Origin of the sequence: Pseudoclavibacter sp. JAI123, from assembly GCF_013409665.1 — a bacterium.
Lineage (GTDB): Bacteria > Actinomycetota > Actinomycetes > Actinomycetales > Microbacteriaceae > Pseudoclavibacter.
Map to the genome: position 1 here is coordinate 298,257 of NZ_JACCCM010000002.1, position 23,092 is coordinate 321,348.

General features: G+C 69.7%; 21 protein-coding genes. 8 read left to right on the plus strand and 13 right to left on the minus strand.

Annotation, left to right across the window (positions count from 1 at the left end; translation table 11 throughout):
- Positions 1–8: 8 nt before the first annotated feature.
- On the minus strand, positions 9–731 hold the full coding sequence (locus HDC34_RS13575) for an MBL fold metallo-hydrolase (RefSeq protein WP_179557387.1): 723 nt from the start codon (positions 729–731) through the stop codon (positions 9–11).
- A gap of 53 nt (positions 732–784) precedes the next feature.
- On the opposite strand from HDC34_RS13575, the gene HDC34_RS13580 reads away from it, so the two are divergent.
- On the plus strand, positions 785–1,324 hold the full coding sequence (locus tag HDC34_RS13580; RefSeq protein WP_179557388.1) for a TetR/AcrR family transcriptional regulator: 540 nt from the start codon (positions 785–787) through the stop codon (positions 1,322–1,324).
- 18 nt (positions 1,325–1,342) lie between these two features.
- Here the strand turns inward: HDC34_RS13580 and HDC34_RS13585 are convergent, their stop codons facing one another.
- The 6 genes from HDC34_RS13585 to HDC34_RS13605 form a co-directional block, all read right to left on the minus strand.
- Positions 1,343–1,576, minus strand: coding sequence for an iron chaperone (locus tag HDC34_RS13585; protein ID WP_179557389.1), 234 nt, complete (start codon positions 1,574–1,576; stop codon positions 1,343–1,345).
- A gap of 3 nt (positions 1,577–1,579) precedes the next feature.
- A complete protein-coding gene (locus tag HDC34_RS17540) occupies positions 1,580–1,708 on the minus strand; it encodes a DUF1801 domain-containing protein (RefSeq protein ID WP_218855254.1) in 129 nt (42 codons plus the stop codon).
- A 22-nt stretch (positions 1,709–1,730) separates the two neighbouring features.
- Positions 1,731–2,180 (minus strand): ribonuclease HI, encoded by a 450-nt coding sequence (gene rnhA / locus HDC34_RS13590; protein ID WP_179557390.1) that lies wholly within the window; start codon positions 2,178–2,180, stop codon positions 1,731–1,733.
- A 55-nt stretch (positions 2,181–2,235) separates the two neighbouring features.
- Entirely contained in the window at positions 2,236–2,706 is a 471-nt protein-coding gene (locus tag HDC34_RS13595; protein WP_179557391.1) for a hypothetical protein, read from the minus strand.
- Between the two features lie 60 nt (positions 2,707–2,766).
- A complete protein-coding gene (locus HDC34_RS13600; protein WP_179557392.1) occupies positions 2,767–3,477 on the minus strand; it encodes a bifunctional 2-polyprenyl-6-hydroxyphenol methylase/3-demethylubiquinol 3-O-methyltransferase UbiG in 711 nt (236 codons plus the stop codon).
- A 150-nt stretch (positions 3,478–3,627) separates the two neighbouring features.
- The gene (locus HDC34_RS13605) at positions 3,628–4,734 is read right to left on the minus strand and encodes a GNAT family N-acetyltransferase (protein ID WP_179557393.1); all 1,107 of its coding nucleotides are present in this window, start codon (positions 4,732–4,734) and stop codon (positions 3,628–3,630) included.
- 141 nt (positions 4,735–4,875) lie between these two features.
- Here HDC34_RS13605 and HDC34_RS13610 point away from each other — a divergent pair, with 141 nt between their 5' ends.
- The gene (locus HDC34_RS13610) at positions 4,876–8,811 is read left to right on the plus strand and encodes an AAA family ATPase (RefSeq protein ID WP_179557394.1); all 3,936 of its coding nucleotides are present in this window, start codon (positions 4,876–4,878) and stop codon (positions 8,809–8,811) included.
- 194 nt (positions 8,812–9,005) lie between these two features.
- Positions 9,006–11,627, plus strand: a complete 2,622-nt coding sequence (locus tag HDC34_RS13615; protein WP_179557395.1) for a DEAD/DEAH box helicase — start codon at positions 9,006–9,008, stop codon at positions 11,625–11,627.
- Positions 11,628–11,951: 324 nt separating this feature from the next.
- Here the strand turns inward: HDC34_RS13615 and HDC34_RS13620 are convergent, their stop codons facing one another.
- The gene (locus HDC34_RS13620; RefSeq protein WP_104311280.1) at positions 11,952–13,055 is read right to left on the minus strand and encodes a TerC/Alx family metal homeostasis membrane protein; all 1,104 of its coding nucleotides are present in this window, start codon (positions 13,053–13,055) and stop codon (positions 11,952–11,954) included.
- Between the two features lie 233 nt (positions 13,056–13,288).
- Complete coding sequence (locus HDC34_RS13625; protein WP_179557396.1) at positions 13,289–13,855, minus strand: histidine phosphatase family protein; 567 nt, start codon at positions 13,853–13,855, stop codon at positions 13,289–13,291.
- Between the two features lie 97 nt (positions 13,856–13,952).
- On the opposite strand from HDC34_RS13625, the gene ftsY reads away from it, so the two are divergent.
- The 3 genes from ftsY to HDC34_RS13640 all read left to right on the plus strand — a co-directional run bounded on the left by ftsY (position 13,953) and on the right by HDC34_RS13640 (position 16,774).
- A complete protein-coding gene (gene ftsY, locus HDC34_RS13630) occupies positions 13,953–14,828 on the plus strand; it encodes a signal recognition particle-docking protein FtsY (protein ID WP_179557397.1) in 876 nt (291 codons plus the stop codon).
- A gap of 60 nt (positions 14,829–14,888) precedes the next feature.
- Entirely contained in the window at positions 14,889–15,281 is a 393-nt protein-coding gene (locus HDC34_RS13635; RefSeq protein WP_179557398.1) for a hypothetical protein, read from the plus strand.
- A 125-nt stretch (positions 15,282–15,406) separates the two neighbouring features.
- The gene (locus HDC34_RS13640; RefSeq protein WP_179557399.1) at positions 15,407–16,774 is read left to right on the plus strand and encodes an MFS transporter; all 1,368 of its coding nucleotides are present in this window, start codon (positions 15,407–15,409) and stop codon (positions 16,772–16,774) included.
- 41 nt (positions 16,775–16,815) lie between these two features.
- Here HDC34_RS13640 and HDC34_RS13645 read toward each other — a convergent pair whose 3' ends face one another.
- From HDC34_RS13645 to HDC34_RS13655, 3 genes are all read right to left on the minus strand, one after another.
- Entirely contained in the window at positions 16,816–17,994 is a 1,179-nt protein-coding gene (locus tag HDC34_RS13645; protein ID WP_179557400.1) for a sorbosone dehydrogenase family protein, read from the minus strand.
- Between the two features lie 102 nt (positions 17,995–18,096).
- A complete protein-coding gene (locus HDC34_RS13650; protein WP_104311286.1) occupies positions 18,097–18,312 on the minus strand; it encodes an SCO4848 family membrane protein in 216 nt (71 codons plus the stop codon).
- Between the two features lie 9 nt (positions 18,313–18,321).
- On the minus strand, positions 18,322–18,888 hold the full coding sequence (locus HDC34_RS13655) for a gamma carbonic anhydrase family protein (protein WP_104311287.1): 567 nt from the start codon (positions 18,886–18,888) through the stop codon (positions 18,322–18,324).
- Between the two features lie 79 nt (positions 18,889–18,967).
- On the opposite strand from HDC34_RS13655, the gene ffh reads away from it, so the two are divergent.
- Complete coding sequence (gene ffh / locus HDC34_RS13660) at positions 18,968–20,539, plus strand: signal recognition particle protein (RefSeq protein ID WP_104311288.1); 1,572 nt, start codon at positions 18,968–18,970, stop codon at positions 20,537–20,539.
- 168 nt (positions 20,540–20,707) lie between these two features.
- Here ffh and HDC34_RS13665 read toward each other — a convergent pair whose 3' ends face one another.
- Positions 20,708–22,060: a choice-of-anchor L domain-containing protein gene (locus tag HDC34_RS13665; protein ID WP_179557401.1), complete on the minus strand. Its 1,353-nt coding sequence runs from the start codon at positions 22,058–22,060 to the stop codon at positions 20,708–20,710.
- A gap of 219 nt (positions 22,061–22,279) precedes the next feature.
- Here HDC34_RS13665 and HDC34_RS13670 point away from each other — a divergent pair, with 219 nt between their 5' ends.
- Positions 22,280–23,056 (plus strand): GntR family transcriptional regulator, encoded by a 777-nt coding sequence (locus HDC34_RS13670; RefSeq protein WP_104252487.1) that lies wholly within the window; start codon positions 22,280–22,282, stop codon positions 23,054–23,056.
- Positions 23,057–23,092: the final 36 nt, after the last annotated feature.

Here is a 23,092-nt window from a genome sequence, read left to right on the forward strand (position 1 = left end):
CATCGCGGTCAGCGGGGCCCAGTGGCCGCCGACTCGACCGCCGCCACCGCCGCCTCTACTCCCTCGCTCCACGGGGCTCCGTGGCCAGGCAGCACCCACTTCGCCTTGGTGTCGACGATGGCCCGCAGGGATGCGATCGCCTGGGCGGGCTCGTCGGTGAACGGGGCCGGCTGAGGGCCCTCCGTGCCCGTGAGCACGTGGCGGGTGGTGAGTCCGTCGCCCACGAAGACGGCGTCCGCAACCGGTATGTAGACCGCGATGCTGCCCGCGGAGTGGCCGGGCATGCTGATGATCTGAGGCGAGCCAGGGAGGTCGAGGGTCTCGCCGCCCTGGACCTCGACGACCTCTGTCAGCCACCGGGTCCGGGCGCCGCCCTTGCGCAGCGAGTAGGCGGCGAACCCGAGGAGCGCGCCGAGCCTCATCTGCTGCTTCGCGGTCGCTGGCTTCGGACCGCCTTTTGCCCGCTCCGCGTCTGCAACGTGGATGAAGACTGGCACACCGTGGTCGCGTCGGAGGCGTTCCGCGAAGCCCACGTGGTCGGAGTCGCCGTGCGTGAGGATCACGCCCCTGATATCGGCGACCGTGAGCCCCAGCGTCGCGAGCTCTGTCACGAGTTCGCGCCAGTGGCCGGACAGGCCCGCGTCGATGACGGTCACGCCCTCCGGCGTCACGACGAGGTAGGCGGCCACGATGTCGTTGCCGATGCGGTGGAGCGAAGTGTCGAGTCTCATGATGGCTAATCTATGTAGCCATCATGGCTACTGTCAATAGCTATAGTGGATGCATGCCTACCCCGGACAGGACCTCCCTCGACGCCATCGTGCTCGCTGCCCGCGACCTCCTCGAGAGCGAGGGGCTCGCAGGCCTCAGCATGCAGGCGGTCGCCGCCCGTGTCGGCGTGCGAGCTCCGTCCCTCTACAAGCGCGTGGCGAACCGCGAGGAGCTCATCCAGTTCGTGGCGGAAGCGACCCTCAGCGAACTCGGGGAACGACTTGATGAGGCGGGCAGCCTCGAGCAGCTCGCGGGAGAGTTCCGGGCCTTCGGGCACGAGCGGCCAGCCGCCTTCCAGCTGATCCTGACGCCGGGCGCGGGGACGCCGACGGCACGGCCCGAGTTCGGAGCGTCCGCCAGCCAGAGCATCCTGCGGCTCGCGGGCGAACTGGCCGGTGAAGAACGTGCGCTCGAGGCGGCCCGGACGCTCACGGCATGGGCTGCCGGCTTCGTGAGCATGGAGCTCAACAGTGGCTTCAACCTGGGCGGGGACGTCGACGAGGCGTGGCGCTTCGGGCTCGCGAGCATAGTCAGGGCGATCGGCGACGAGTAGTTCGCGTCGAGTCGCGAGCTACTGCTGCCGGCCGGCGTCGATCTGCCGTGCGTGGTACGTCACGAGCTCCTCGATGAGCGCATCCGGAAGGGGCTTCGCGACCGTGAACTGGATGGCGTGCTTCGTCGTCGTGTAGTCGGTGAGGCGGTCTGCGAACTCCTCGATCGCCCACTCGGATGGGTAGAAGCTCAGGTGCTTCTTCGACGCCGTGAAGTAGACCAGCGCCCTGCCCTTGTAGGCGAGCGTCGGCATCCGTTAGCTGATCTTCTCCTCGGCCTCCGGCACGATGCGCTTCACGATCGAGCGGATGCGCTCGAGCTCGGCCCGATACTCCGGGCTCAGTGCCTCGAGGTACTCGTCGATGCTGCTTGCCGTCTCAGCCATGCTTCGAGTCTACGGAAGCGGCCTAGCCGCGGCCGAGTGCCTGGTCGACGCCCTTGTTCGCGAGCATGTCGGCGCGCTCGTTGCCGACATCGCCTGAGTGGCCCTTCACCCAGCGCCACTCGATGGTGTGGCCGCTGTCCTCGACGAGCGAGTCGAGCTCCTTCCAGAGCTCCGCGTTCTTGACGGGCTGCTTCGAAGCGGTCTTCCACCCCTTCGCCTTCCACCCCTTGATCCACTCGGTGATGCCCTTGCGGACGTACTGGCTGTCCAGGTAGAGCGCGACGTTGCAGGGCTTCTTGAGTGCGCTGAGGCCCTCGATGACGGCCTTGAGCTCCATGCGGTTGTTGGTCGTGTTGAGCTCGCCGCCGAACAGCTCCCGCTCGTGGTCGCCCGACTTCAGCCAGACCCCCCAACCGCCAGGCCCTGGGTTGCCCTTGCAGGCGCCGTCCGTGTACATCACAACATCGCTCACGTGCGTCCTCCGGATTCGCGGCCAAAACCGATAGCGTACGCGCCGCCGTCCGGCTTCACTGCACTTCCTCCGGCGCGGCCGCGGGGCTCACGTAGACGTTCTCGCTCAGCCGGGTGAGGGAGATGTCCTGGGGGAGGCGCTCCGGCCCCGCATCGTCCGGCACGACGAAGTAGGTGGAGCGGTCATCCCCGAAGCTCCCGCCGACGATGCTGCAGGTGAGCCCCCAGTCCTCGTCGCCAGGTCCGGTCAGCACGAGGCAGACGGAGTCCTCACCAGCCTGCGTGCCGCGCGCGAGGAAGACGAGTGTCCCGTCGTTCTCCGCGGCGAGCCTGACCGTCTCGACATCTACTTCGACGCCGTCCTGGGTGGTCTCGACGGCGGCAGGCAGCACGTCCCTCTCGTCGGCCGCGCGCGCCAGGTCTGCGTAGTGCGCCTCATCCTCGGGAGGTGACGAGGCGCATCCGGTCAACACGGCGATGGCCAGCAGTCCCGCCCCGGCGACGCGGAAGGGTCGAGCACCGTTCACTGTTCGCTCCTTGGTCGTCGAGGTCTCAGTCAAGCAGACCGGGAGGGTGGCGGTGGTGGGTCAGGCGCGGCGGCGCAGCAGCACCACGCTGTCCTCGAGGGTGCCGGGTTCCCCATCCGGTGAGGTGACCTCGCGGGTGCGGAGCTCGGCGACGACCGCCTCCCACTCGTCTGCGGGCAACGCCAGGTCGGCGACCTCGCGCTCTGGATGCACGAACAGGTGCGCGGGATGCTCGGAGCCCGCCGCCCATGATGGCGGGCCCGCGTGCGCGACGGTGAGGAGGTGGCCGCCGGGGGCGAGCATGAGGGCGGCCTCGCGGATGATCTGCGTTCGAGGGAGGTGCACGGGCGACTGGAGGAAGCTCGCCGTGACGAGTTGGAGCGGCTCTGTCGGACGCCACGTCTCGAGGTCGCCGGCCACGAAGTCGAGCAGTGACGCATCGACGCCGGCAGCATGCGCCGCCGCGCGTGCGCGCTCGATGGCGACCGTCGAGATGTCGATGCCCGTGACCCGCCACCCCTGCTGGGCGAGCCAGATCGCGTCGCCGCCCTCACCGCATCCGAGGTCCAGAGCGCGGCCCGGCGCGAGCGTGCCGGCGACGCTCGCAAGGTTCGCGTTCACGCGGCCAGACCACACGGCGGGCTTCGCCGAGTAGAGCTCTTCCCAGAATTCGGTGGGTGCCTGCGGCTGATCGGCGGCCGCGGCAGCGTTCGTGCCCGAAGCTGCGGATGGATCGGAGGCATCGGATGCGTGGTGGTGGTGCGAGGTCATGCGCTCAGCATGCGCACCCGTCCGCGCATCCGCAACCCTGTTTGCGGGAACCGCAAACGCCAGGGGTGGCCAACTTGCGGGACGAACGGAATGAGCGGGGGTGCGCGCGGCCTGTCCTGCGCGTTTCATCACGCAAGCTGGCCGGCCTGCTCACGACAGCCGCTTCTGCCAGCCGCCCTCCGGCGCGAGCGCGGTGAAGCCGAGCGCCTCGTTGACGCGAAGCATGTGTGCGTTCTCCTCGGCGTTCCAGGTGAAGACGCCCGTGCACTCCGGGTAGCGGTCGGCGAGCTGCTCGAGGTTCGCGGCTTTCACGAGCATCCCGAGCCGCCTGCCGCGGTGCGTCGACGTGACGAGCGTGTTGTCCTGCTGCGCCGGGCGCGTGGTGTCGTCGAGGTCGAGCTGCAGCATCGACTGGGCCACGAGGCGGCCGCTCGGGAGGTGCAGCACGGCCGCGTTCAGGAACGTCGCCCCGGATGCGAGCGCGCGGCGCTCCAGCTGGGCGACTCGCTCGGCATCCCAGTGCTCTTCGTCCACTTCGAGCTCACCGGCCGGGGCGTCGACCGACATGTCGCCGTTGAGCCTCGCGAGGTCGTCGAGGTGCGCGGGGTCGCTCTCGCCCTCCCAGGTGAGCACGCGGTAGTCGTCACCGGCCCGAGCGGCCGCGGCCTCCATGTGCGCGAGCAGGCTCTCGGCCGACACCGGGAGGCGCAGCTCGCTGATGCGCTCGATCTGGCCGAGCTCCCAGCCGGTCTTCCACAGGAAGCGAGCGGCGGGGTCCGCCGCCGAGACGCTGCCGTGCCCGGTCGGCGCGGCCACCCGCTCGCCTCCCGGGGTCGGATGCTCGACCCAGGCCTGCAGGGACGTGCGGCCGTCCGCCCGCGCGAGCTCCTCGAGGTGGGCCGCGACGAAGGTGCCGATGCCTCGCCGCCTGGCAGGCGCATCCACGACGACGTGCGGGTACGCGTGCGTGGGGGAGTCGCGGGGCGAGACCATGAGCTTCGCCGCGGCGACCGGATGCTCGCCCGCGTCCCGCCCGTCGCCGCTCGGGAAGGCGAGGAACAGGCGGCTCGTGACGGGGCCCGGCATGGTCCAGCCGGCGAGGATGCGCTGGCTCGTCTCGAGCAGACGACCCTCGCCGTAGGTGGCGGCGTATCCGGAGTTGACGATGTCGCGGAAGCCCTCCAGCAGGCGCCAGGCCTCCCCGTCTCGGGCCGACGCCGGCTCTGGAGGCGTGAGCTCCCGAATGAAGTAGTCCACTCCGGTACCGTAGCTGTCAGGCCAGGGACCCGTCAGCCCCGCCAGCGCGCCGATCGGGGCGCCGCGACCCCAGTCCGAGCGACCAGCCCGGTCCGACCCACGAACGAAGTCCGACCACCAGCGAGAGGCCAGCGAGCGCGCATGCATCTGAAGAGCCTCACGATGAAGGGCTTCAAGTCATTTGCGCAACCGACGACCCTCGCGCTCGAACCTGGCGTGACCTGCGTCGTCGGCCCGAACGGCTCCGGCAAGTCGAACGTCGTGGACGCGCTCGCCTGGGTCATGGGCGAGCAGGGAGCGAAGAGCCTCCGCGGCGGCAAGATGGAGGACGTCATCTTCGCCGGCACCGCGACGCGCGGGCCGCTCGGCCGCGCCGAGGTGACGCTCACGATCGACAACGCCGACGGGATGCTCCCGATCGAGTACAGCGAGGTGACGATCCGCCGCACGCTGTTCCGCAACGGCGGGTCCGAGTACGCGATCAACGGCGACGGCGTGCGCCTCCTCGACGTGCAGGAGCTGCTCAGCGACACCGGGCTCGGCAAGGAGATGCACGTCATCGTCGGCCAGGGCCGCCTGGACGCCGTGCTGCGCGCGACCCCGGAGGAGCGCAGAGGCTTCATCGAGGAGGCCGCCGGGATCCTCAAGCACCGCCGCCGCAAGGAGAAGACGGTGCGCAAGCTCGAGGCGATGGAGGCCAACCTCACGCGCCTCCGCGACCTCACCAACGAGGTGCGCCGTCAGCTCAAGCCGCTCTCCCGTCAGGCCGACATCGCCAGGCGCGCGCAGGGCATCCAGGCCATCGCGCGCGACGCGAAGGCGCGCCTGCTCGCCGACGACGCCGTGCAGCTGCGCGCTGCCCTTCGCCTCGCGACCGGCATCGAGCAGGAGCGCTCCGAGGAGCGGGTCGTCCTGCAGGAGAAGCTGACCGCAGCCCTGAACCGGGCCGAGCTGCTCGCCGCCGAGAACCGGGGAGACGCGGCCGACGGCGCGCGCCGGGTCGTCTTCGACCTGGAGAGCGTGCGCGAGCGCATCCAGAACCTCAACGCGCTCGCCTCGCAGCGCAAGGGGCTGCTCGTGTCGCGCCTCGAGTCGCCCGCGTTCGTGCCGACCGTGACCCTCGAAGCTGTCGACGTCGCCCGCCGCGAGGCGGAGGTGCTCGTCGAGCGGGCCGCCGAGGCCGAGACGCTCTGGGAGGCGACGAAAGTCGCGACCCAGGATGCGCGTGCCGCGCTCGACCGCATCGATGTCGAGATCCAAGCCCAGGCGACGCGAATCTCCGCCTACGACCTCACCCGCAGCGAGCTGCGCGGCGCCGCCGACACCGCCGCCTCGAAGCTCGCGTCGGTGCGCGGCGAGGTGCTCAGGCAGCGCAACGCGCGCGACGCGGCGAACGACCGCCTCGCGCAGGCCAGGAAAGCGAAGGAGCAGCTCGACGCGAGCGCCGCGCAGAGCGCCTCCGACTCCAGCGAGCTCGACGCCGCCTACAAGCGAGCCGAGGCCGCACAGCGCGAAGCGGAACAGCAGCTCGACGCCGGACGCACCAGAGCCCACGAGCTCGAGCGCGAACGCGACGCCCTCCAGGCCCGCGTGCAGGCGCTCACTCTCGCGACGGCCGCCAAGGACGGCACCGCGGCCCTCCTCGCCGCCCGCCTCGACGGCGTCGAAGGCCCCGTCGCCGAGCACCTCCGCATCGACGAGGGCTACGAGGCCGCCATCGCCGCAGCCCTCGGCTCGACGGCGGATGCGGTGCTCGCGAGCGACGCCGACGCCGCCTTCCGGGTGCTCGAGCACGCCACGGGGGAGAAGCTCGGCCTCGTCGAGGTGGTCGCCGAGTTGGGCGCCGCCGCCGCGGCGTCGACCGGTGCCAACGGCAGCACGCCTCCGGAAGGCCTGCGCCCCGCGGTCGAGCTCGTGCAGGCGCCGCCCGCGATCGCCGCGCTGCTTGCCCGCGTCCACGTCAGCGAGACGCTCGACGAGGCACGGGCCGCGGTGGCAGCGCAGGCGTCCTCCGGAGACGCACCAGTGGACGCCACGCTGACCATCGTCACCCGCGCCGGAGAGGTCGTCACGAGCACCTCCTTGCGCGGCGGCTTCGCGGAAGAGGGCACCAGTCGACTCGAGCTGCTTGCGGCCCGCGACCGCGCATCCGCCCGCCTCGCCGTGGTCGCCGACGAGCTCGACCAGGCAGCGCTTGCGCTCGCTGAGCATCGCGCCGCATCGCAGGCCGCGAAGACCGAGGCGAAGCGCACGCTCGACGCGCTCCGTGCCTTCGACGGCGCGCTCGCGGCCGAACGCGAGCAGCTCAACCGGGCCAGCGCGCGAGTGGATGCGGGCACCGCCGAGCTCGCGCGCGCCGCGAAGGCCTTCGACCTCGCCTCCGGCGGCGTCGAGGCGGCCGAGCACGCGGCAAGCGCGGCCAAGGCGGCGCTCGCGGAACACGAGGCCCTGCCACGGCCCGAACTCGACTCCTCGGCGCGCGTCGACGCCAACGCAGGGGTGGAGCGCGCCCGCGAGGCCGAGGTCGAGGCGCGCCTGCAGCTCGAGACGCTGCGCGAGCGCTCGCGCAGCGAACGACTCCGCGCAGAGTCCCTCGAACGCCAGCTCGAAGCCGACCGTCAGGCCGCGGACAAGGCCGCCCGCGAGACCGTCGTGCGCCGCGCGGAGCTCGCCCAGACCGAGCGCGTGCTCGTCGCCATCCCGCGCCTCGCCGCCGCCGTGCAGGAGTCGCTCGCCGAAGCCCAGCAGCAGCTCGCCGAGGCCGAGCGTGAACGCGCCGCCCAGCACGAGGAGCTCGGTCAGCTGCGGCAGACCGAGCAGCAGCTGCGCGCCCGCCTCAGCGAGATCACCGAGGACGTGCACTCCATCGAGCTGCAGATCTACGAGAAGAAGAGCGCGCTGCGTTCCACGCTCGAGCGCGCCGCGAGCGAGCTGCGCCTCGCCGAGGCCGTGCTCGTCGCCGAGTACGGGCCGGACCAGCTCGTGCCAGCCGACGACGACGCCCTGCGCGCGAAGGCCGAGCGCATCGCCTCCGCGCTCGCCGAGCAGCGGGCCAGGCACGAGGTCGCCGCCGAGGGCGAGGCGGCGGGTTCGGCTGCTGCGAACGGCGCGGGGGAGCCCGCTGATCGGGGCGACGCGACGGATGCATCCGGTGCCGCCGGCGCAGTGGGCACAGCGGGCGCGGCGGGCGTCGCCCCAGGTGCCAACGATGCTGCGCTCGCGGGCGCAGGCGCCGACGCAGGCGCAGACAGCGTGACGGACGCCGACACCGCCAGCGACACTGACACCGCCAGCGACGCCGGAGCTGGAGCCGGTCCCGGTCCCGCGCTCCCGGAGCACCTCGACGACGACCTCGCCGCGACTCTCGAGGAGGATGCGGAGGAGGAGTTCGTGGGCGTGCCCTTCGTGCGCGCCGAGCAGCAGGCGCGCCTCGCCGCCGCCGAGCGCAAGATGTCGACGCTCGGCCGCATCAACCCGCTGGCCCTCGAGGAGTTCGCGGCCCTCGAGCAGCGGCACGCGTTCCTCGCCGACCAGCTCGACGACCTCGCGGCGACGAAGGCCGACCTGCTGCGCATCGTCGGCGACATCGACGAGCGCATGCGCACCGTCTTCGAGGCGGCCTTCGAGGACACGCGGGAGGCCTTCCACACGGTCTTCCCGATCCTCTTCCCCGGCGGTTCCGGCGACATCACGCTCACGGCGCCAGACGACATGCTCACGACGGGCATCGAGGTCTCGGTGCGACCGGCCGGCAAGAAGATCGAGCGCCTCTCGCTGCTCTCCGGCGGGGAGCGCTCGCTCGCGGCCGTCGCCATCCTCGTGTCGATCTTCAAGGCCAGGCCGAGCCCGTTCTACATCATGGACGAGGTCGAGGCCGCGCTCGACGACGCCAACCTCGGCCGACTCCTCGCCGTCTTCGAGGAGCTGCGCGCTTCCAGTCAGCTCATCGTCATCACGCACCAGAAGCGCACGATGGAGATCGCGGATGCGCTCTACGGCGTCTCGATGCGCCAGGACGGCGTCTCCGCGGTCGTCGGCCAGCGCATCCAGCGCGACGAGGACCAGCCCGCCGCCTAACCCGCGTCGCGCCCGCGCATGTCGCGCCCGCGCATCCGGGATCGCTGCCAGTCAATGGGCCCGAATGGAGCCGCGTAAAGGGCCATTCGCCTGGCAGCGTTCGAGGGTGAGGTGCCGACAAGGGCCAGTTGGCTGGCAGCGATTGCCGGAAGCCCCGCGCCGCCGGCGGACCCGGGCGTGGGACGATGGACCCAATGACTTCCGTCGACGGCACCTCCGCCCCAGCCCCCGCCACGCCCGAGCCCAAGCTGGGGCTCGTGACCCTCCTTCCGGACCCGTACGATGCCGACTCCATGTTCGAGGCGTTCGAGCTGTGGACCACGAGCCGCGGCATCACCATGTACCCGGCGCAGGAGGAAGCCGTCATGGAGCTCGTCTCCGAGGCGCACGTCATCCTGTCCACGCCGACGGGCACCGGCAAGTCGCTCGTCGCGATCGCCGCCCACGCGGCCTGCCTCGCGCAGGGCGGCCGCAGCTACTACACGGCCCCCATCAAGGCGCTCGTGAGCGAGAAGTTCTTCGCCCTCGTCGAGATCTTCGGGGCTGCGAACGTCGGCATGGTCACGGGCGACAGCTCCGTGAACCCGGACGCGCCCATCATCTGCTGCACCGCCGAGATCCTCGCGAACCTCGCCCTGCGCCAAGGGTCTGACGCCGACGTCGACCAGGTGGTCATGGATGAGTTCCACTACTACGGCGACCCAGACCGCGGGTGGGCGTGGCAGCTGCCGCTGCTCATGCTGCCCGACGTGCAGTTCCTACTCATGTCGGCGACCCTCGGCGACGTCACCGAGATCGTCGAGGACCTCGAACGCCGCACGCAGCGCGATGTCTCCCTCGTGACCGGCGTCGAGCGTCCCGTCCCGCTCGACTTCTCGTACGTCGTGGCGCCCACGCACGAGACCGTCGAGAAGCTCGTCGAAGAGCGCAAGACGCCCATCTACATCGTGCACTTCTCGCAGGCCGCCGCCATCGAGCGGGCGCAGGCGCTGTCGAGTCTCAAGGTCGTCGACCGTGCAGGCCGGGATGCGATCGCCGACGCCATCGGCGGGTTCCGCTTCACGACGGCGTTCGGCAAGGTGCTGTCCCGGTACGTGCGGGCCGGCATCGGCGTGCACCATGCTGGCATGCTGCCCCGCTACCGCCGCCTCGTCGAGACGCTCGCGCAGAAGGGCCTCCTGCGGGTCATCTGCGGCACCGACACCCTTGGTGTCGGCATCAACGTGCCCATCCGCACGGTGCTCATCACGGCGCTCGCCAAGTTCGACGGACAGCGGATGCGACACCTGTCGGCGCGCGAGTTCCACCAGATCGCTGGGCGCGCGGGCCGGGCCGGCTACGACACGGCCGGGACGGTTGTCGTCGAGGCGCCAGAGCACGAGATCGAGAACGCCGCTGCGGTCCGCAAGGCGGGCGACGACGAGAAGAAGCGCAAGCGCATCGTCAAGAAGAAGGCGCCGCAGGGCTTCGTCTCGTGGGGCGAGAAGTCGTTCGAGAAGCTCGTCTCCGCGGAGCCAGAGCCACTCACCTCGCATATGCACATCACGGCGTCGATGATCATCAACGTCATCGCGCGTGGGGGAGACGTCTTCGGCAACGCGAAGAGGCTCGTCTACGACAACCACGAGAAGCCCGCCCGTCAGCGGGAGCTGGCGTTGCGCGCGATCGGCATCTTCCGCACGCTCGTGACGGCAGGCATCGTCGAGATCGGCAGGCAGGGGCGCATCACCCTCACCGTCGACCTGCAGGCGAACTTCGCGCTCAACCAGCCGCTCTCGCCGTTTGCGCTCGCGGCCATCGAGCTGCTCGACCCTGACGCTGAGGCCGCTCCCGGCGACCGCGGTTCCGAGGAGAACACGAGCGGCGAGGGGGCCGTCGGCTCCGGCCACTACGCGCTCGACGTCGTCAGCATCATCGAGTCGACCCTCGACGACCCGCGCCCCGTGCTCTCGCAGCAGCAGTTCAAGGCGCGCGGCGAGGCGGTCGCGCAGATGAAGGCCGACGGCATCGAGTACGACGAGCGCATGGAGCGGCTCGAGGAGATCACGCATCCCAAGCCGCTCGAGGGGCTCCTCGCGCAGTCGTTCGAGCTGTTCGCGCAGCACGAGCCGTGGGTGCGCGACTTCGAGCTCTCGCCGAAGTCGGTGGTGCGCGACATGTTCGAGCGCGCCATGAGCTTCGCCGAGTACGTGAACTTCTACCAGCTGATGCGCAGCGAGGGGCTTGTGCTCCGTTACCTGAGCGACGCGTACAAGGCCATCCGCCAGACGGTGCCGGACGAGGCGAAGACCGAGGAGCTGCTCGACATCATCGAGTGGCTCGGCGAGCTGGTGCGCCAGGTCGACTCGAGCCTCATCGACGAGTGGGCGTCGCTGGTCGACCCTGAGCAGCAGGCGGCGAGCGACGAGCCCGTCGTGCCGCCGGCCCCGCCGAGCGTCGTCGGCAACCGCCGCGCGTTCACGGTGCTCGTGCGCAACGAGATGTTCGGCCGAGTGCAGCTCGCTGCCCTCCAGCGCGACGAGGCGCTCGCCGAGCTCGACCCGGACGTGGACTGGCCGAAGGCCCTCGACGACTACTTCGCAGACCACGACTCGATGGGGGTGGATGCGGCGGCTCGTTCGCCGAAGCTCCTCACGATCGACGACTCCGAGGGGCGCCAGTCGGGCGGCCTCTGGACCGGCGTGTGGCATGTGGAGCAGATCATCGATGACCCGGCTGGCGACCACGACTGGCGCATCCGCGCCGACGTCGACCTCGCCGAGTCGCACGAGGCCGGGGAGGCCGTCGTGCGGGTCACCGAGGTCGCGCGCCTGTAGACCCGGCGCCCTCGCCCGGCACGCCCCTTCCGGGGCAGCCAGCAGACGGGGGCCTGCCGCATGCCTCCGGCAAGACCCGGGTGCGGCGGCCACAGGCCTGCGGTGGCACCATCCGCAGACCTGGGGGTCGCGCATCCACAACACGGCACGCGGATGCACAAACCCCAGGTGTGCAGCGGGCACCGGCGGCACCGCGGGCACCGCGGGCACCGGAGACCGCACCAGGCCGCACGAGCCCGCCCTGGTCCGCCGGGTAGGAACGACGAAACCGGATGCTCGCGACTGGCGCGTGCATCCGGTTTCGTCGTACTGCTGGCGTGGTGCCTAGCGGCGGTCGGGCTCGTGGCTGGCGACCGGAGCGGAGTCCGTGTCCTCTGCGGTCTCGGGCGTGGTGCCCTCGACGCCGGCGGCTGCGGCCTCAGGGCCACCGGCGGCGGACCCGACGGTGCTGGGAGCGTCGTCGCCCTTGGCGCGGGTGTAGATGATGCTCGCGATCGTCGCGACGATGAGCACGCCGAAGATGAACGTGAGCGACAGCCAGATCGGGATCTCGGGGATCCAGAGGAGCGGCTCGCCACCGTTGATGAAGGGCAGCTCGTTCTCGTGGAGCGCGTGGAACATGAGCTTCACGCCGATGAAGCCGAGGATGAACGCAAGGCCCAGGTCGAGGAACACGAGGCGCTCGAGGAGCCCGCCGATGAGGAAGTACAGCTGGCGGAGGCCCATGAGCGCGAAGGCGTTCGCCATGAAGACGAGGTACGGCTCCTGAGTGATGCCGAAGATGGCGGGGATGGAGTCGAGCGCGAAGAGCAGGTCGGTGAAGCCGAGGGCCACGATGACGAGGATGAGCGGCGTCCAGACCTTCTTGCCGTTCTCCAGGATCTTCCACTTGTCGCCGTCGTAGTGCTCGCTGGCGGGGATGATCTTGCGGACGAGGCCGACCCACTTGGGCATCTCCGGCTCTTCGTCCTTGAAGGAGTCGATGGCCTGCTTGACGGCCATGTAGAGCAGCCAGGCGGCGAAGATGTAGAAGACGGAGACCCAGGCCTCGAGGATCGCGGCACCCGCGATGATGAACGCGAAGCGCATGACGAGGGCGATGGCGATGCCGATGAGCAGCGCCTTCTGCTGCGCGATCTTCGGCACCTTGAAGCTCGTCATGATGATGAGGAAGATGAAGAGGTTGTCGACCGACAGCGCCTTCTCGGTGGTGTAGCCGGCGATGAACTCGCCCGCGTGCTGCCAGTCCCAGACGAAGCCGAGCGCCACCATGAAGACGACGGCCAGCGCGATGTAGAAGATCGACCACCAGCCGGCTTCCTTGAGGCTCGGCTCGTGCGGCGTCTTCACGTGGGTGAAGAAGTCGAAAACAAAGAAGCCGATGACCACGGCAATGGTCACCGCCCAGATCCAAATGGGAACGTCCACGGGTCCTCCGGAGGGGTGTGTTCGGCGAATCGGCCGAAGGTCTCTTCCGTCGGCAGAAACCGACCGACGCGCCCGGGTGGCTGATGACAGTCACCGTGATGACGAGCGCGTCGCAGGAGGAATACTCCCCTTCAACGAAGCTCATCGTACACCGTGGACGGGGCGACGCCAGGGGCGGCGAGGAATCCGTCGCTCGAATCCGAGATTCGCGTGCCTGCGTTCCCGGATGCCTGCTAGGGCGTTGGAACGAGCGGGTACCCGTTGAGCAGCGTCACGACGAAGCCGCCTTCAGCGCCCGGTCGCAGGATGCTGAGGCCGAGGTTGCCGATGTGCGGCGCCTGGGCGCTGAGGATCGCGGTGAGGACGAGGCGGATGACGCTGCCGTGGCACACGATGAGGGAGTCCTCGTCCGGGTGGGCGGCCGCGACCTCGCCGATGGTGGCCAGCGACCGCTCGACGACCGCGGCTCGCGGTTCGACGGTGGGGTGGTCGAGTGGACGGCGGGTCCCGTCGGGCATCCAGTACTTCTCACCTTCGAGGACCCCGAAGCTGCGCTCGATGATGCCGGGCAGCAGGATCGGGGCACCGAGGCCCGTTCCCTCGCCGATGATCTCGGCCGTGACTCTCGCGCGGGAGAGCGGGGAGCTGTAGAGGTTGCTCCAGCCCTGGCCCACGAGGAGCCCGGCTGCATCTCCCGCCTGGTCGAGGCCTCTCGAGTTCAAGGGGATGTCGGTGGCTCCCTGGAGGAGGCCGGTCGCGTTCCACTCGGTTTCGCCGTGGCGGATGAGGCCGATGCGCATAGTGCTCCGTTCGAGGTTTCCACCCTCGCTGGCGAAGTTTCGCCGCTGGCTGAGGGGTCAGCACCCATGGTGTCAGAGCGCTGACTACGCTTGGCACATGGCTGAACGCACTCCCTGGTCACTGTCCGGCGCTCTGCGCGGCATGTTCGGCAGGCAGAAGATCGACGAGACGACGTGGGACGACCTCGAGGAGGCGCTGATCACGGCCGACTTCGGACCCGACATCACCGACGAGATCGTCGAGCAGCTGCGCGAGCAGGTCGACCGGTTCCATACCGAGGATCCGAAGGACCTGAAGCGGATGCTGCGCGAGCTCATCGAGGAGCGGCTCTCGAAGTTCGATACGACGCTGAACCTGCGCGAGCGCCCGGCGGTGACGCTCGTGGTCGGGGTGAACGGCGTCGGCAAGACCACCACCATCGGCAAGTTCGCGAACTTCCTGCGCATCAACGGACGCACCGTGGTCGTCGCGGCGGCGGACACGTTCCGCGCGGCGGCGGTCGAGCAGCTGGCGACCTGGGCGCAGCGCGCCGGCGCGGGCATCGTTCGCCCGCAGCAGCATGGGCAGGACCCCGCATCGGTCGCGTATCAGGCGGTCGAGATCGCGATGCGCGAGGGGCTCGAGATGGTCGTCATCGACACTGCTGGCCGTCTGCAGACGAAGAGCGGGCTCATGGACGAGCTGTCGAAGATCCGCAGGGTCGTCGAGAAGCTGGCGCCCGTCTCCGAGGTGCTGCTGGTGCTCGATGCGACGACCGGCCAGAACGGTGTCGCGCAGGCCGAGGCGTTCATCCAGCACGCCGGCGTCACCGGCCTCGTGGTGACGAAGCTCGACGGCTCCGCCAAGGGTGGCTTCGTGCTCGCGGTGCAGGAGCGGACAGGTCTGCCGATCAAGCTCATCGGGCAGGGCGAGGGCATCAACGACCTGGCCGGCTTCACGCCGCACGTCTTCGCCGAGAAGCTCGTCGGCTGAGGCCCGCCGTCGCCCAGTGCGGGGGAGTAGTGTGCCTCGCATCCGTGGAAGAGGTCTCTGATGGAAGCTGACGCGCTGTTCGTGTTCCTGTCCTACGCGCTCGCGGTGGTGCTCGCGGGTGCGGGCGGAGTCCTCATGGCCTTCGGCTCCGTACCGAGGCGATCCTGGCGCATGGTGATCTTCGCGACCGTCAGCCTGCTCGGGGCGACCCTCCTGATCTGGACGGCGTTCGGGTCGCGGCCGTGGCTCTTCGTGGTCTTCGTGCTGGTGGCAGTGCTCGCGAACGCGGTGACGAGTGCCCTGCGGTGGAAGCTGCTCCCGCAGCTCAGCGGCGCCCAGCTGCCCGAGCTGCTCCGCCTCGTGCTCCTCCGCCCCGACATCCTCAGGCGGATGGCCGCTGACGCAGCCCAGCTGGAAGCCGACCGACTCCGCCGGGAGCGCGGACGAGGCTGAGCCTGCCATGAGGAGCCGAGCTCGCACAGCGCCGTCGAAGCAGACGATTTTCCCGTGGCGCGAGACGAAATGACGAAATCGCGGCGAGGCGGAAGGATTCGTCGACGGCAGAGGTTGTCAGCCACGTGACCCGCCAGCAACGCCAGATCCTCGTCATCGCGATCCTCGCCTCGTTCGTCGCCTTCCTGGACGGCTCGGTGACCAATGTCGCGCTCCCGGCCATGGTCGCCGAACTCGGCGGCGGGCTCGGCACCCAGCAGTGGATCGTGGACGCGTACCTCATCACGCTCGGCTCGCTCATCCTGCTCGCGGGTTCCCTGTCTGACGTGTTCGGTCGCATCTCGGTGCTGCGTTTCGGCTTGATCGGTTTCGGCATCACGAGCGTCGCCATCGCGCTGTCGCCGACTCCGGAGTTCGTCATCGTCGCGCGGGCACTGCAGGGGGTGGCGGGGGCGCTGCTCGTCCCGAGCTCGCTCGCGCTCATCATCTCGGCGTTTCGCGACGCCGCGCAGGCGAAGGCGATCGGCATCTGGACAGCCTGGACCGGTGCCGCGTTCCTCGCCGGCCCCTTCCTCGGGGGCCTCGCGGCCGACTACGTCACCTGGCGTCTCGTGTTCGGCATCAACGTCATCCCGATCCTCGTCACGCTCTGGATGCTCACCCGACTCGACAAGAGCGTCGACAGCAGGTCCGGCGGGCGCATCGACGTGCTGGGGGCGGTGCTCGGCTTCCTCGGCCTCGGCGGGCCCGTGTTCGCGCTCATCGAGCAGGGCAACTACGGGTGGGGGAGCCCCGTCGTCTTCCTGCCTCTTGTGCTCGGCCTGTTGAGCTTCGCGGGATTCCTGTTCTGGCAGGCGCGTGCGCCGCAGCCGATGCTGCCGCTTGGGCTCTTCCGCATCCGCAACTTCTGGGCTGGCAACATCGCGACGGTCTTCATCTACGCGGCGCTCTCGCTGGGCGGCTTCGTGCTGGCCATCTACCTGCAGCAGGTGGCCGGGTTCAGTGCCACGTTCGCAGCGCTGGCGACGCTGCCCACGTCGATCGCCAACGTGGCGCTGTCCTCGTGGTTCGGTTCGCTCAGCGGACGCTTCGGGCCGCGCCTCTTCATGACGGTCGGGCCCATCCTCGCGGGCGTCGGCACGCTGATGTACTCGGGGCTCGGCTCCGAGGTGAACTACTGGACCCAGGTGCTGCCGGGCGTCGTCGTCTTCTCGCTCGGTCTCTCGATGACCGTCGCTCCGCTCACGTCCGCCATCCTCGGCTCCGTGCCGACGACGCAGTCCGGCATCGGCTCGGCCACCAACAACGCCATCTCGCGAGTTGCCGGCCTCGTGGCGATCGCCATGATCGGCGTCATCGCCGGCGGCACGATCGACGTGGACAGCTTCCAGCCGCTCATGTTCGTGACGGCTGGCCTCCTCTTCGCCGGGGCGCTCAGCTCATGGCTCGGCGTGCGGAACCCGAAGCCGGAGGCCGTCACCGCGGCGAGCTGACCTCGACCGGTCGCGGGCGGATGGCGCAGGCCGGGGAAGCGTCACGTCGCGCTGAGCGTGAGCTCGAGCAGGGTGTCGTCGCCGTCGCGCGGTGACCCCCGCCCGTCGGTGTTGTTCGTCAGCACGAGCAGGGTGCCGGATGAGGTCACGACGGCGTCGCGGAGCCGCCCGAACTCGTCGACGTAGAGTGCCTCGTCGCTGGCTTCTGATGCCCCTGGGATGGCGATCTTCCAGAGGCGCTCCCCGCCGAGGCCGGCCATGAAGAGCGTGTCGCGCGAGTACGCGAGGCCGCTTGGGCTGGCCTCGTCGGTCGACCACTGCAGGACGGGGTTGAGGAACGCGGGGTCGTCGCCCTGGCCTTCGACGTTCGGCCAGCCGTAGTTGCCGCCCGCCTCGATCTTGTTGAGCTCGTCCCACGTGTTCTGCCCGAACTCGCTCGCCCACAGCGCACCTGTTGCGTCGAACGCGAGGCCTTGCGGGTTGCGGTGGCCCATCGAGTAGACGCGGTTGCCGAACGGGTTGTCGGCGACGGGGGAGCCGTCGAGCTCCATCCGGAGGATCTTGCCGTTGAGCGAGTTCTGGTCCTGGGCGAGATCGGTCTGGGACGCGTCTCCGGTCGAGGCGTAGAGGTAGCCGTCCGGGCCGATCGCGAGTCGCCCGCCGTTGTGGTTGCCGGCTTTCGCGATGCCGTCCACGATCACTTCGGGGGCCCCGACGCCGAGGCCACCCTCCCAGGTCACGGGGAAGCGCACGATGCGGTTGTCGGCGTCGGCGGTGTAGAAGGCGTACAGCCACTGCTCGGCGTCGTCGCTCGTCCCCGCGAGGGCGAGGCCGAGGAGGCCGCCCTCGCCGCCCGGTGCAACGTCATCGATGGTCGTCACGACGCGATTGGGGTTCGACCCGTCGGCGGACACCTCGACGATCTGGCCGGAGTCGCGCTCGCTCACGAGGAAGTCGCCCGTCTCCAGCTCGACGACGGACCAGGGGGCCTGAAGGCCAGTCGTGACCACTCGCGGGTCGCCGCTCGGGGCGACGGGGCCGGGTTCTTCGGTGGCTGCTGCTGACGTCGCCGGAGCCTGGGTCGTGGATGCCGGCGACGGGCTGGCCGACGCCGTGGCCGTCGCCGTCGCCCCTGTCTCGGGTGCTGTCGGCGCGCATCCGGCGAGGGCCAGTGCTGCGGCGGCGGTGAGGGCGATGAGCGGAGCGGTGCGCTTGGTCATGGTGACGGCCAATCCTTCGACGATGGATGCGACCAGTCAAGCCGAGCTGTCTGTGCTGGCGCTCCGTGCCGGGGCCGTTGGCGCCTGCGCCAGCGACGCGGCTCAGTTCGTCAGCAGGAGGATGCCGAGCAGCGCCTGGGCGATGCCGATGACGAGCGCCGTGAGCACGAGCACGGCGTGCACCGTGAGGAAGCGAGTGGGGCGACCGTTCTCGTCCCGAGCGCGCGGGTCGTTGGAGACCCGACGGTAGAAGGACGGCCAGACGAGCACGTTGAAGACGGCACCGACGAGCAGGGCGATGCTTGCGAGGAAGACCATGCCCCAAGCCTATGGGCGGGCGGTGGCGTCCCCGATCGAGATGGCGGCGCCCGCCGGGCTCTGCCGCTTCGCGAGGGCGACGTAGCCTGCCGCGTGCGGAATGAACGCGGCGCTCTCCGCTGCTGTCAGCTCGCGCCGGACCTTGGCGGGCACGCCGGCGACGAGGACGCCGTCGGGGATGCTCGCGCCCTCGAGCACCACGGCGCCCGCGGCGACGAGCGAGCCCGTGCCGATGATGGACCTCGAGAGGCACGCGGCCTTCATCCCGATGAGCGTGCCGTTCGCGATGGTCGTGCCGTGCAGGAGCGCCTGGTGGCCGGCCGTCACGTCGTCGCCGATGATCGTGTCGACCTCTCGCTCGACGTGCACCACGGTGCCGTCCTGCAGGTTCGACCGTGCCCCGATGACGATGCGGCCACCCACATCCGCTCGCAGCACGCACCCGTACCAGACGGACGATTCCGGGCCGATCTCGACGTCACCGACGATGACGGCACCCGGCGCGATCCAGGCGCTCTCGTGGATGCGAGGCGTCTTGCCCTCGAACGGCAGAATCAGGGGAGCGGCGCTGGTCATGCTCCGATACTCGCAGTTGCGCTGCTCCTTCGCGACCCCGCACGCCAGACTCCGCCACCTCGGCTAAAATGGGCGGACTATGGCCATTTTCGGGAACCTCTCTGACCGGCTGACGCAGACGCTCGCCGGCCTCCGCTCCAAGGGCAAGCTCACGCCCGCCGACGTCGACGGCACCGTGCGCGAGATCCGTCGCGCCCTCCTCGAAGCCGACGTCGCGCTTCCCGTGGTCAAGGACTTCGCCGCGCACGTGCGCGAGCGGGCCCTCGGCGATGAGGTCAACCGCGCCCTCAACCCGGCTCAGCAGGTCGTGCAGATCGTCAACGAGGAGCTCGTGCGCATCCTCGGCGGCGACACCCGCCAGATCGAGTTCGCCAAGCAGCCGCCGACGATCATCATGCTCGCCGGCCTTCAGGGCGCCGGAAAGACGACGCTCGCCGGCAAGCTCGCGAAGCGGCTCGCGGGGGAGAAGCACACGCCGCTGCTCGTCGCGGCCGACCTCCAGCGTCCGAACGCCGTCACCCAGCTGCAGGTCGTCGGCCAGCAGGCAGGCGTGCAGGTCTACGCCCCTGAGCCCGGCAACGGCGTCGGTGACCCGGTGCGCGTCGCGACGGATGCGGTCCGCTTCGCGAAGGACAAGCTGCACGACGTCGTCATCATCGACACGGCCGGCCGCCTCGGCGTCGACCAGGAGCTCATGAAGCAGGCGGCTGACATCCGCCGCGCCACGACCCCCGACGAAGTCCTCTTCGTGATCGACGCCATGATCGGCCAGGACGCCGTCGCGACGGCCAAGGCCTTCCAGGAGGGCGTCGACTTCACCGGCGTCGTGCTCTCGAAGCTCGACGGAGACGCCCGCGGTGGCGCCGCCCTCTCGGTGGCGCAGCTCACCGGTCGTCCCATCATGTACGCGTCGACCGGTGAGGGGCTCGACGACTTCGAGGTCTTCCACCCCGACCGCATGGCGAAGCGCATCCTCGACATGGGTGACATCCTCAGCCTCATCGAGCAGGCTCAGAAGGCCTTCGACGAGGACGAGGCGATGGAGATCGCGGGCAAGCTCGCGACCGAGAACTTCACCCTCGATGACTTCCTCAAGCAGATGCAGCAGCTGCGCAAGGCCGGCAACTTCAAGAAGATGATGGGCATGCTCCCGGGCATGGGCCAGATGAAGGAGGCGCTCGAGAACTTCGACGAGCGCGAGCTGGTCCGCACCGAGGCGATCATCCAGTCGATGACGAAGGCCGAGCGGCAGAATCCGAAGCTGCTCAACGGCTCGCGTCGCGCGCGCATCGCCCGCGGTTCCGGTCGGACCGTCACCGACGTCAACGAGCTCGTGAAGCGCTTCGAGCAGGCGGCGAAGATGATGAAGACCGTCGCACGCGGCGGCACGCCGCAGATCCCCGGCATGGGGCCGATGCCAGGCCAGCACGGCGGTCGCAAGGCTGCGGCCAAGGGTGGCAAGAAGAAGCAGCAGGGCAAGCGAAGCGGCAATCCGGCCAAGCGCGCGCAGCAGGCCGTCGAGGAGGCCGCGGCTCCGAAGCGGCCGGGTGGCGCGTTCGGTGGCGCGGGTCTCGGACGTCCCGCGGCCGGCGACGGGCAGCCGAGCCCGGCGGAGCTCGAGCAGCTCCAGAAGTACCTGGGTCGCGGGTAGCTCGAAACGCTGCCGCTGGCGGCACCTGACGGAGGGGCGCATCCATCTCGGTGGATGTGCCCCTCCGTCGTTGAGCGGGCTCGCTTCGCGCGTCGCCCCGCGGCCGGCAGGAAGCACGAGGGGCGCATCCACTGATGGATGCGCCCCTCGTGCGTTCGTGCGCTGCCGTTAGTCGGACTTCCTCATGCGGCGTGTGAGGAGCAGCACGGCACCGGCGGCCAGCAGGAGTCCTGCGCCGATCGCCAGCGCGGGGGCGAAGCCTTCAGCACCGGTCGTCGCGAGTCCTCCGCCAGTGGCCGGCGGCGTCGTATGGGTCGAGGTCGGCGCCGGGGTCCAGGTCGGCGCGGTGGTCGTCGGGACAGGGGGGACGACGGTTGCGGTCGGCGTGGCCGTGCTGGTGGGCGTCGGCGTCGGCGTGGTCGTCTCGGTCGGTGTTGGAGTCGGCGTCGTCGTCTCGGTGGGCGTCGGCGTCACGACGACGGGGCTCACCGTGATGGTGACCGTGGCCACCTCGCTGTCGACGGAGCCGTCGTTGGTCGTGAACGTGAAGCTGGTCTCTCCCTCGAAGCCGTCGGCCGGGGTGAAGGTGAGGTCAGCGCCTTCGCCGCTGAGCGTTCCGTTCTCCGGCTGCGTGACGACGGTGTAGGTCAGCGGGTCGCCTTCGGCGTCAGCGCCCGTGAGCGTGATGTCGAGCGGCGTGTCGATGTCTGTGGACAGGTTCTGCGAGGCCGCCGTCGGCGGCGTGTTGGAGCGGAAGCTGCCGGCCTGGATGAGGACCGCCGAGTCGTAGGAGCTGTCACCGCGGTCGGCGATGACGAGCTTGATGTGGTTCGTCTCGCCCTGCTGGACGGGGGCGGAGAGGCCGAGCACCGTCGTGAGCCCGTCGAGGCCAGTGTCGAAGGCGCCGGAGTCCACGGGGTTGTCCCGGTAGAGCCCCGTGTTGCGCAGGTGGTTGATGTTGTTGATCGCGACGGCGGTGGTGGTGCCATCCGCGTCGAAGGTCGCGTAGTTGGTGCCGTTGACGAAGAAGGCGAAGACGTCGTTGAAGCCCGTGTCGACGAACTCCTGGTACTCCTCGGAGCCGAAGACGTAGGAGAACGCGATGTTGTCCTCGGTGGGGACGAAGTCGAACTCGAGCACAGCGGCATCGCGGGTCGAGCCCTCGACGATGTTGTCGAGGTCCGCATCGCCCGGAAGGCCGTGCGATGTCGTGGTCGACCCGGACTCGTTCGGGCCGAGCAGGGCGCCGTCTTCGCCGGCTGAGCCGGTTGTCAGGGTGACGCCGCTCTCGACGCCGAGGTCCGTGAATCCCGAGTAGCTGCCGGAGGCTTCCGGCGCGCCCGAGTAGGCGACATTCGAGACGGCGGTCTCGTCGCCGACGAGGGAGGCGACCAGCTCTTCGGGTGTCTGGGCGGTGAGGTCGGTGACGGTCTGCCCGGGCGAGGCGGCGGCGGTGCCGACTCCGACTCCGAGAAGAAGGACGGATGTTGCCCCTGCGGCGAGGGCGGTGCGGAGTCGCATGTGTTCTCCTGAGGATCTGTGGGTTTGGTGATGCTAAGCCGCTAGTTCGCTGAAAATCAAGAGAATCTTGGGAAACGGGACGGGCTCGTGCGTCCCGGGACCAGAAGGTGGGGCGGATGTGACTCGTGTGAATGCGCGCCACCCCGATGAGCCGCCGTTGGTGAGGGCTCGTCGACAGGTACGCTTGTCAGGTCATCAAGTCGTCCGAGGAGTGCGCCATTGAGCAATGAAGCTGCGACAACAGGCGAGGCCCGACTCCCGCTCGGGCTGTTCGTCGGCATCGACCGTTCGAGCCCCGTCCCGCTGTACCACCAGGTGTCGGAGCGCATCGAGAAGGCGATCCGAGACGACACGCTGCCTGCAGGGTCGAAGCTCGAGAACGAGATATCCCTCGGCCACCGCCTCGGCCTCTCTCGCCCGACGGTGCGCCGAGCGATCCAGGAGCTGGTCGACAAGGGACTCCTCGTCCGACGCCGCGGTGTGGGCACGCAGGTCGTGCACGGGCCCGTCACCCGCAACGTCGAGCTCACGAGCCTGTATGAGGATCTCGAGCGGTCCGCGCAGAAGCCGACGACGACGCTGCTCTCTCGCCGAGTCGAGGCCGCGACGCCCGAGCTCGCCGAGACCCTCGGCATCGAGGTCGGAAGCCCCACCCTGCACATCTCGCGCCTGCGCAGCGCGGATGGGGTCCCCCTTGCTGTGCTCGACAACGTGCTGCCAGAGCCGTTCGTCGAGCTCACCGAGGATGAGCTCATCCAGCACGGGCTCTACCAGCTGCTCCGCGCCCGCGGCGTCACCATGCGCATCGCCAAGCAGCGCATCGGTGCCAGGACAGCGTCTCGCGAGGAGGAGCGCCTTCTTGATCTCTCCGGCGGTGCAGCGGTGCTCACGATGTCCCGCGTCGCGTTCGACGCGACGGGTCGCGCCGTCGAGTACGGGCGGCACTGCTACCGGCCGGACCTCTACACGTTCGAGATCACGCTCGTCGAGCGGTGACCTGCGCTGACCTGCGCTGACGGGCGCTGACAGCGC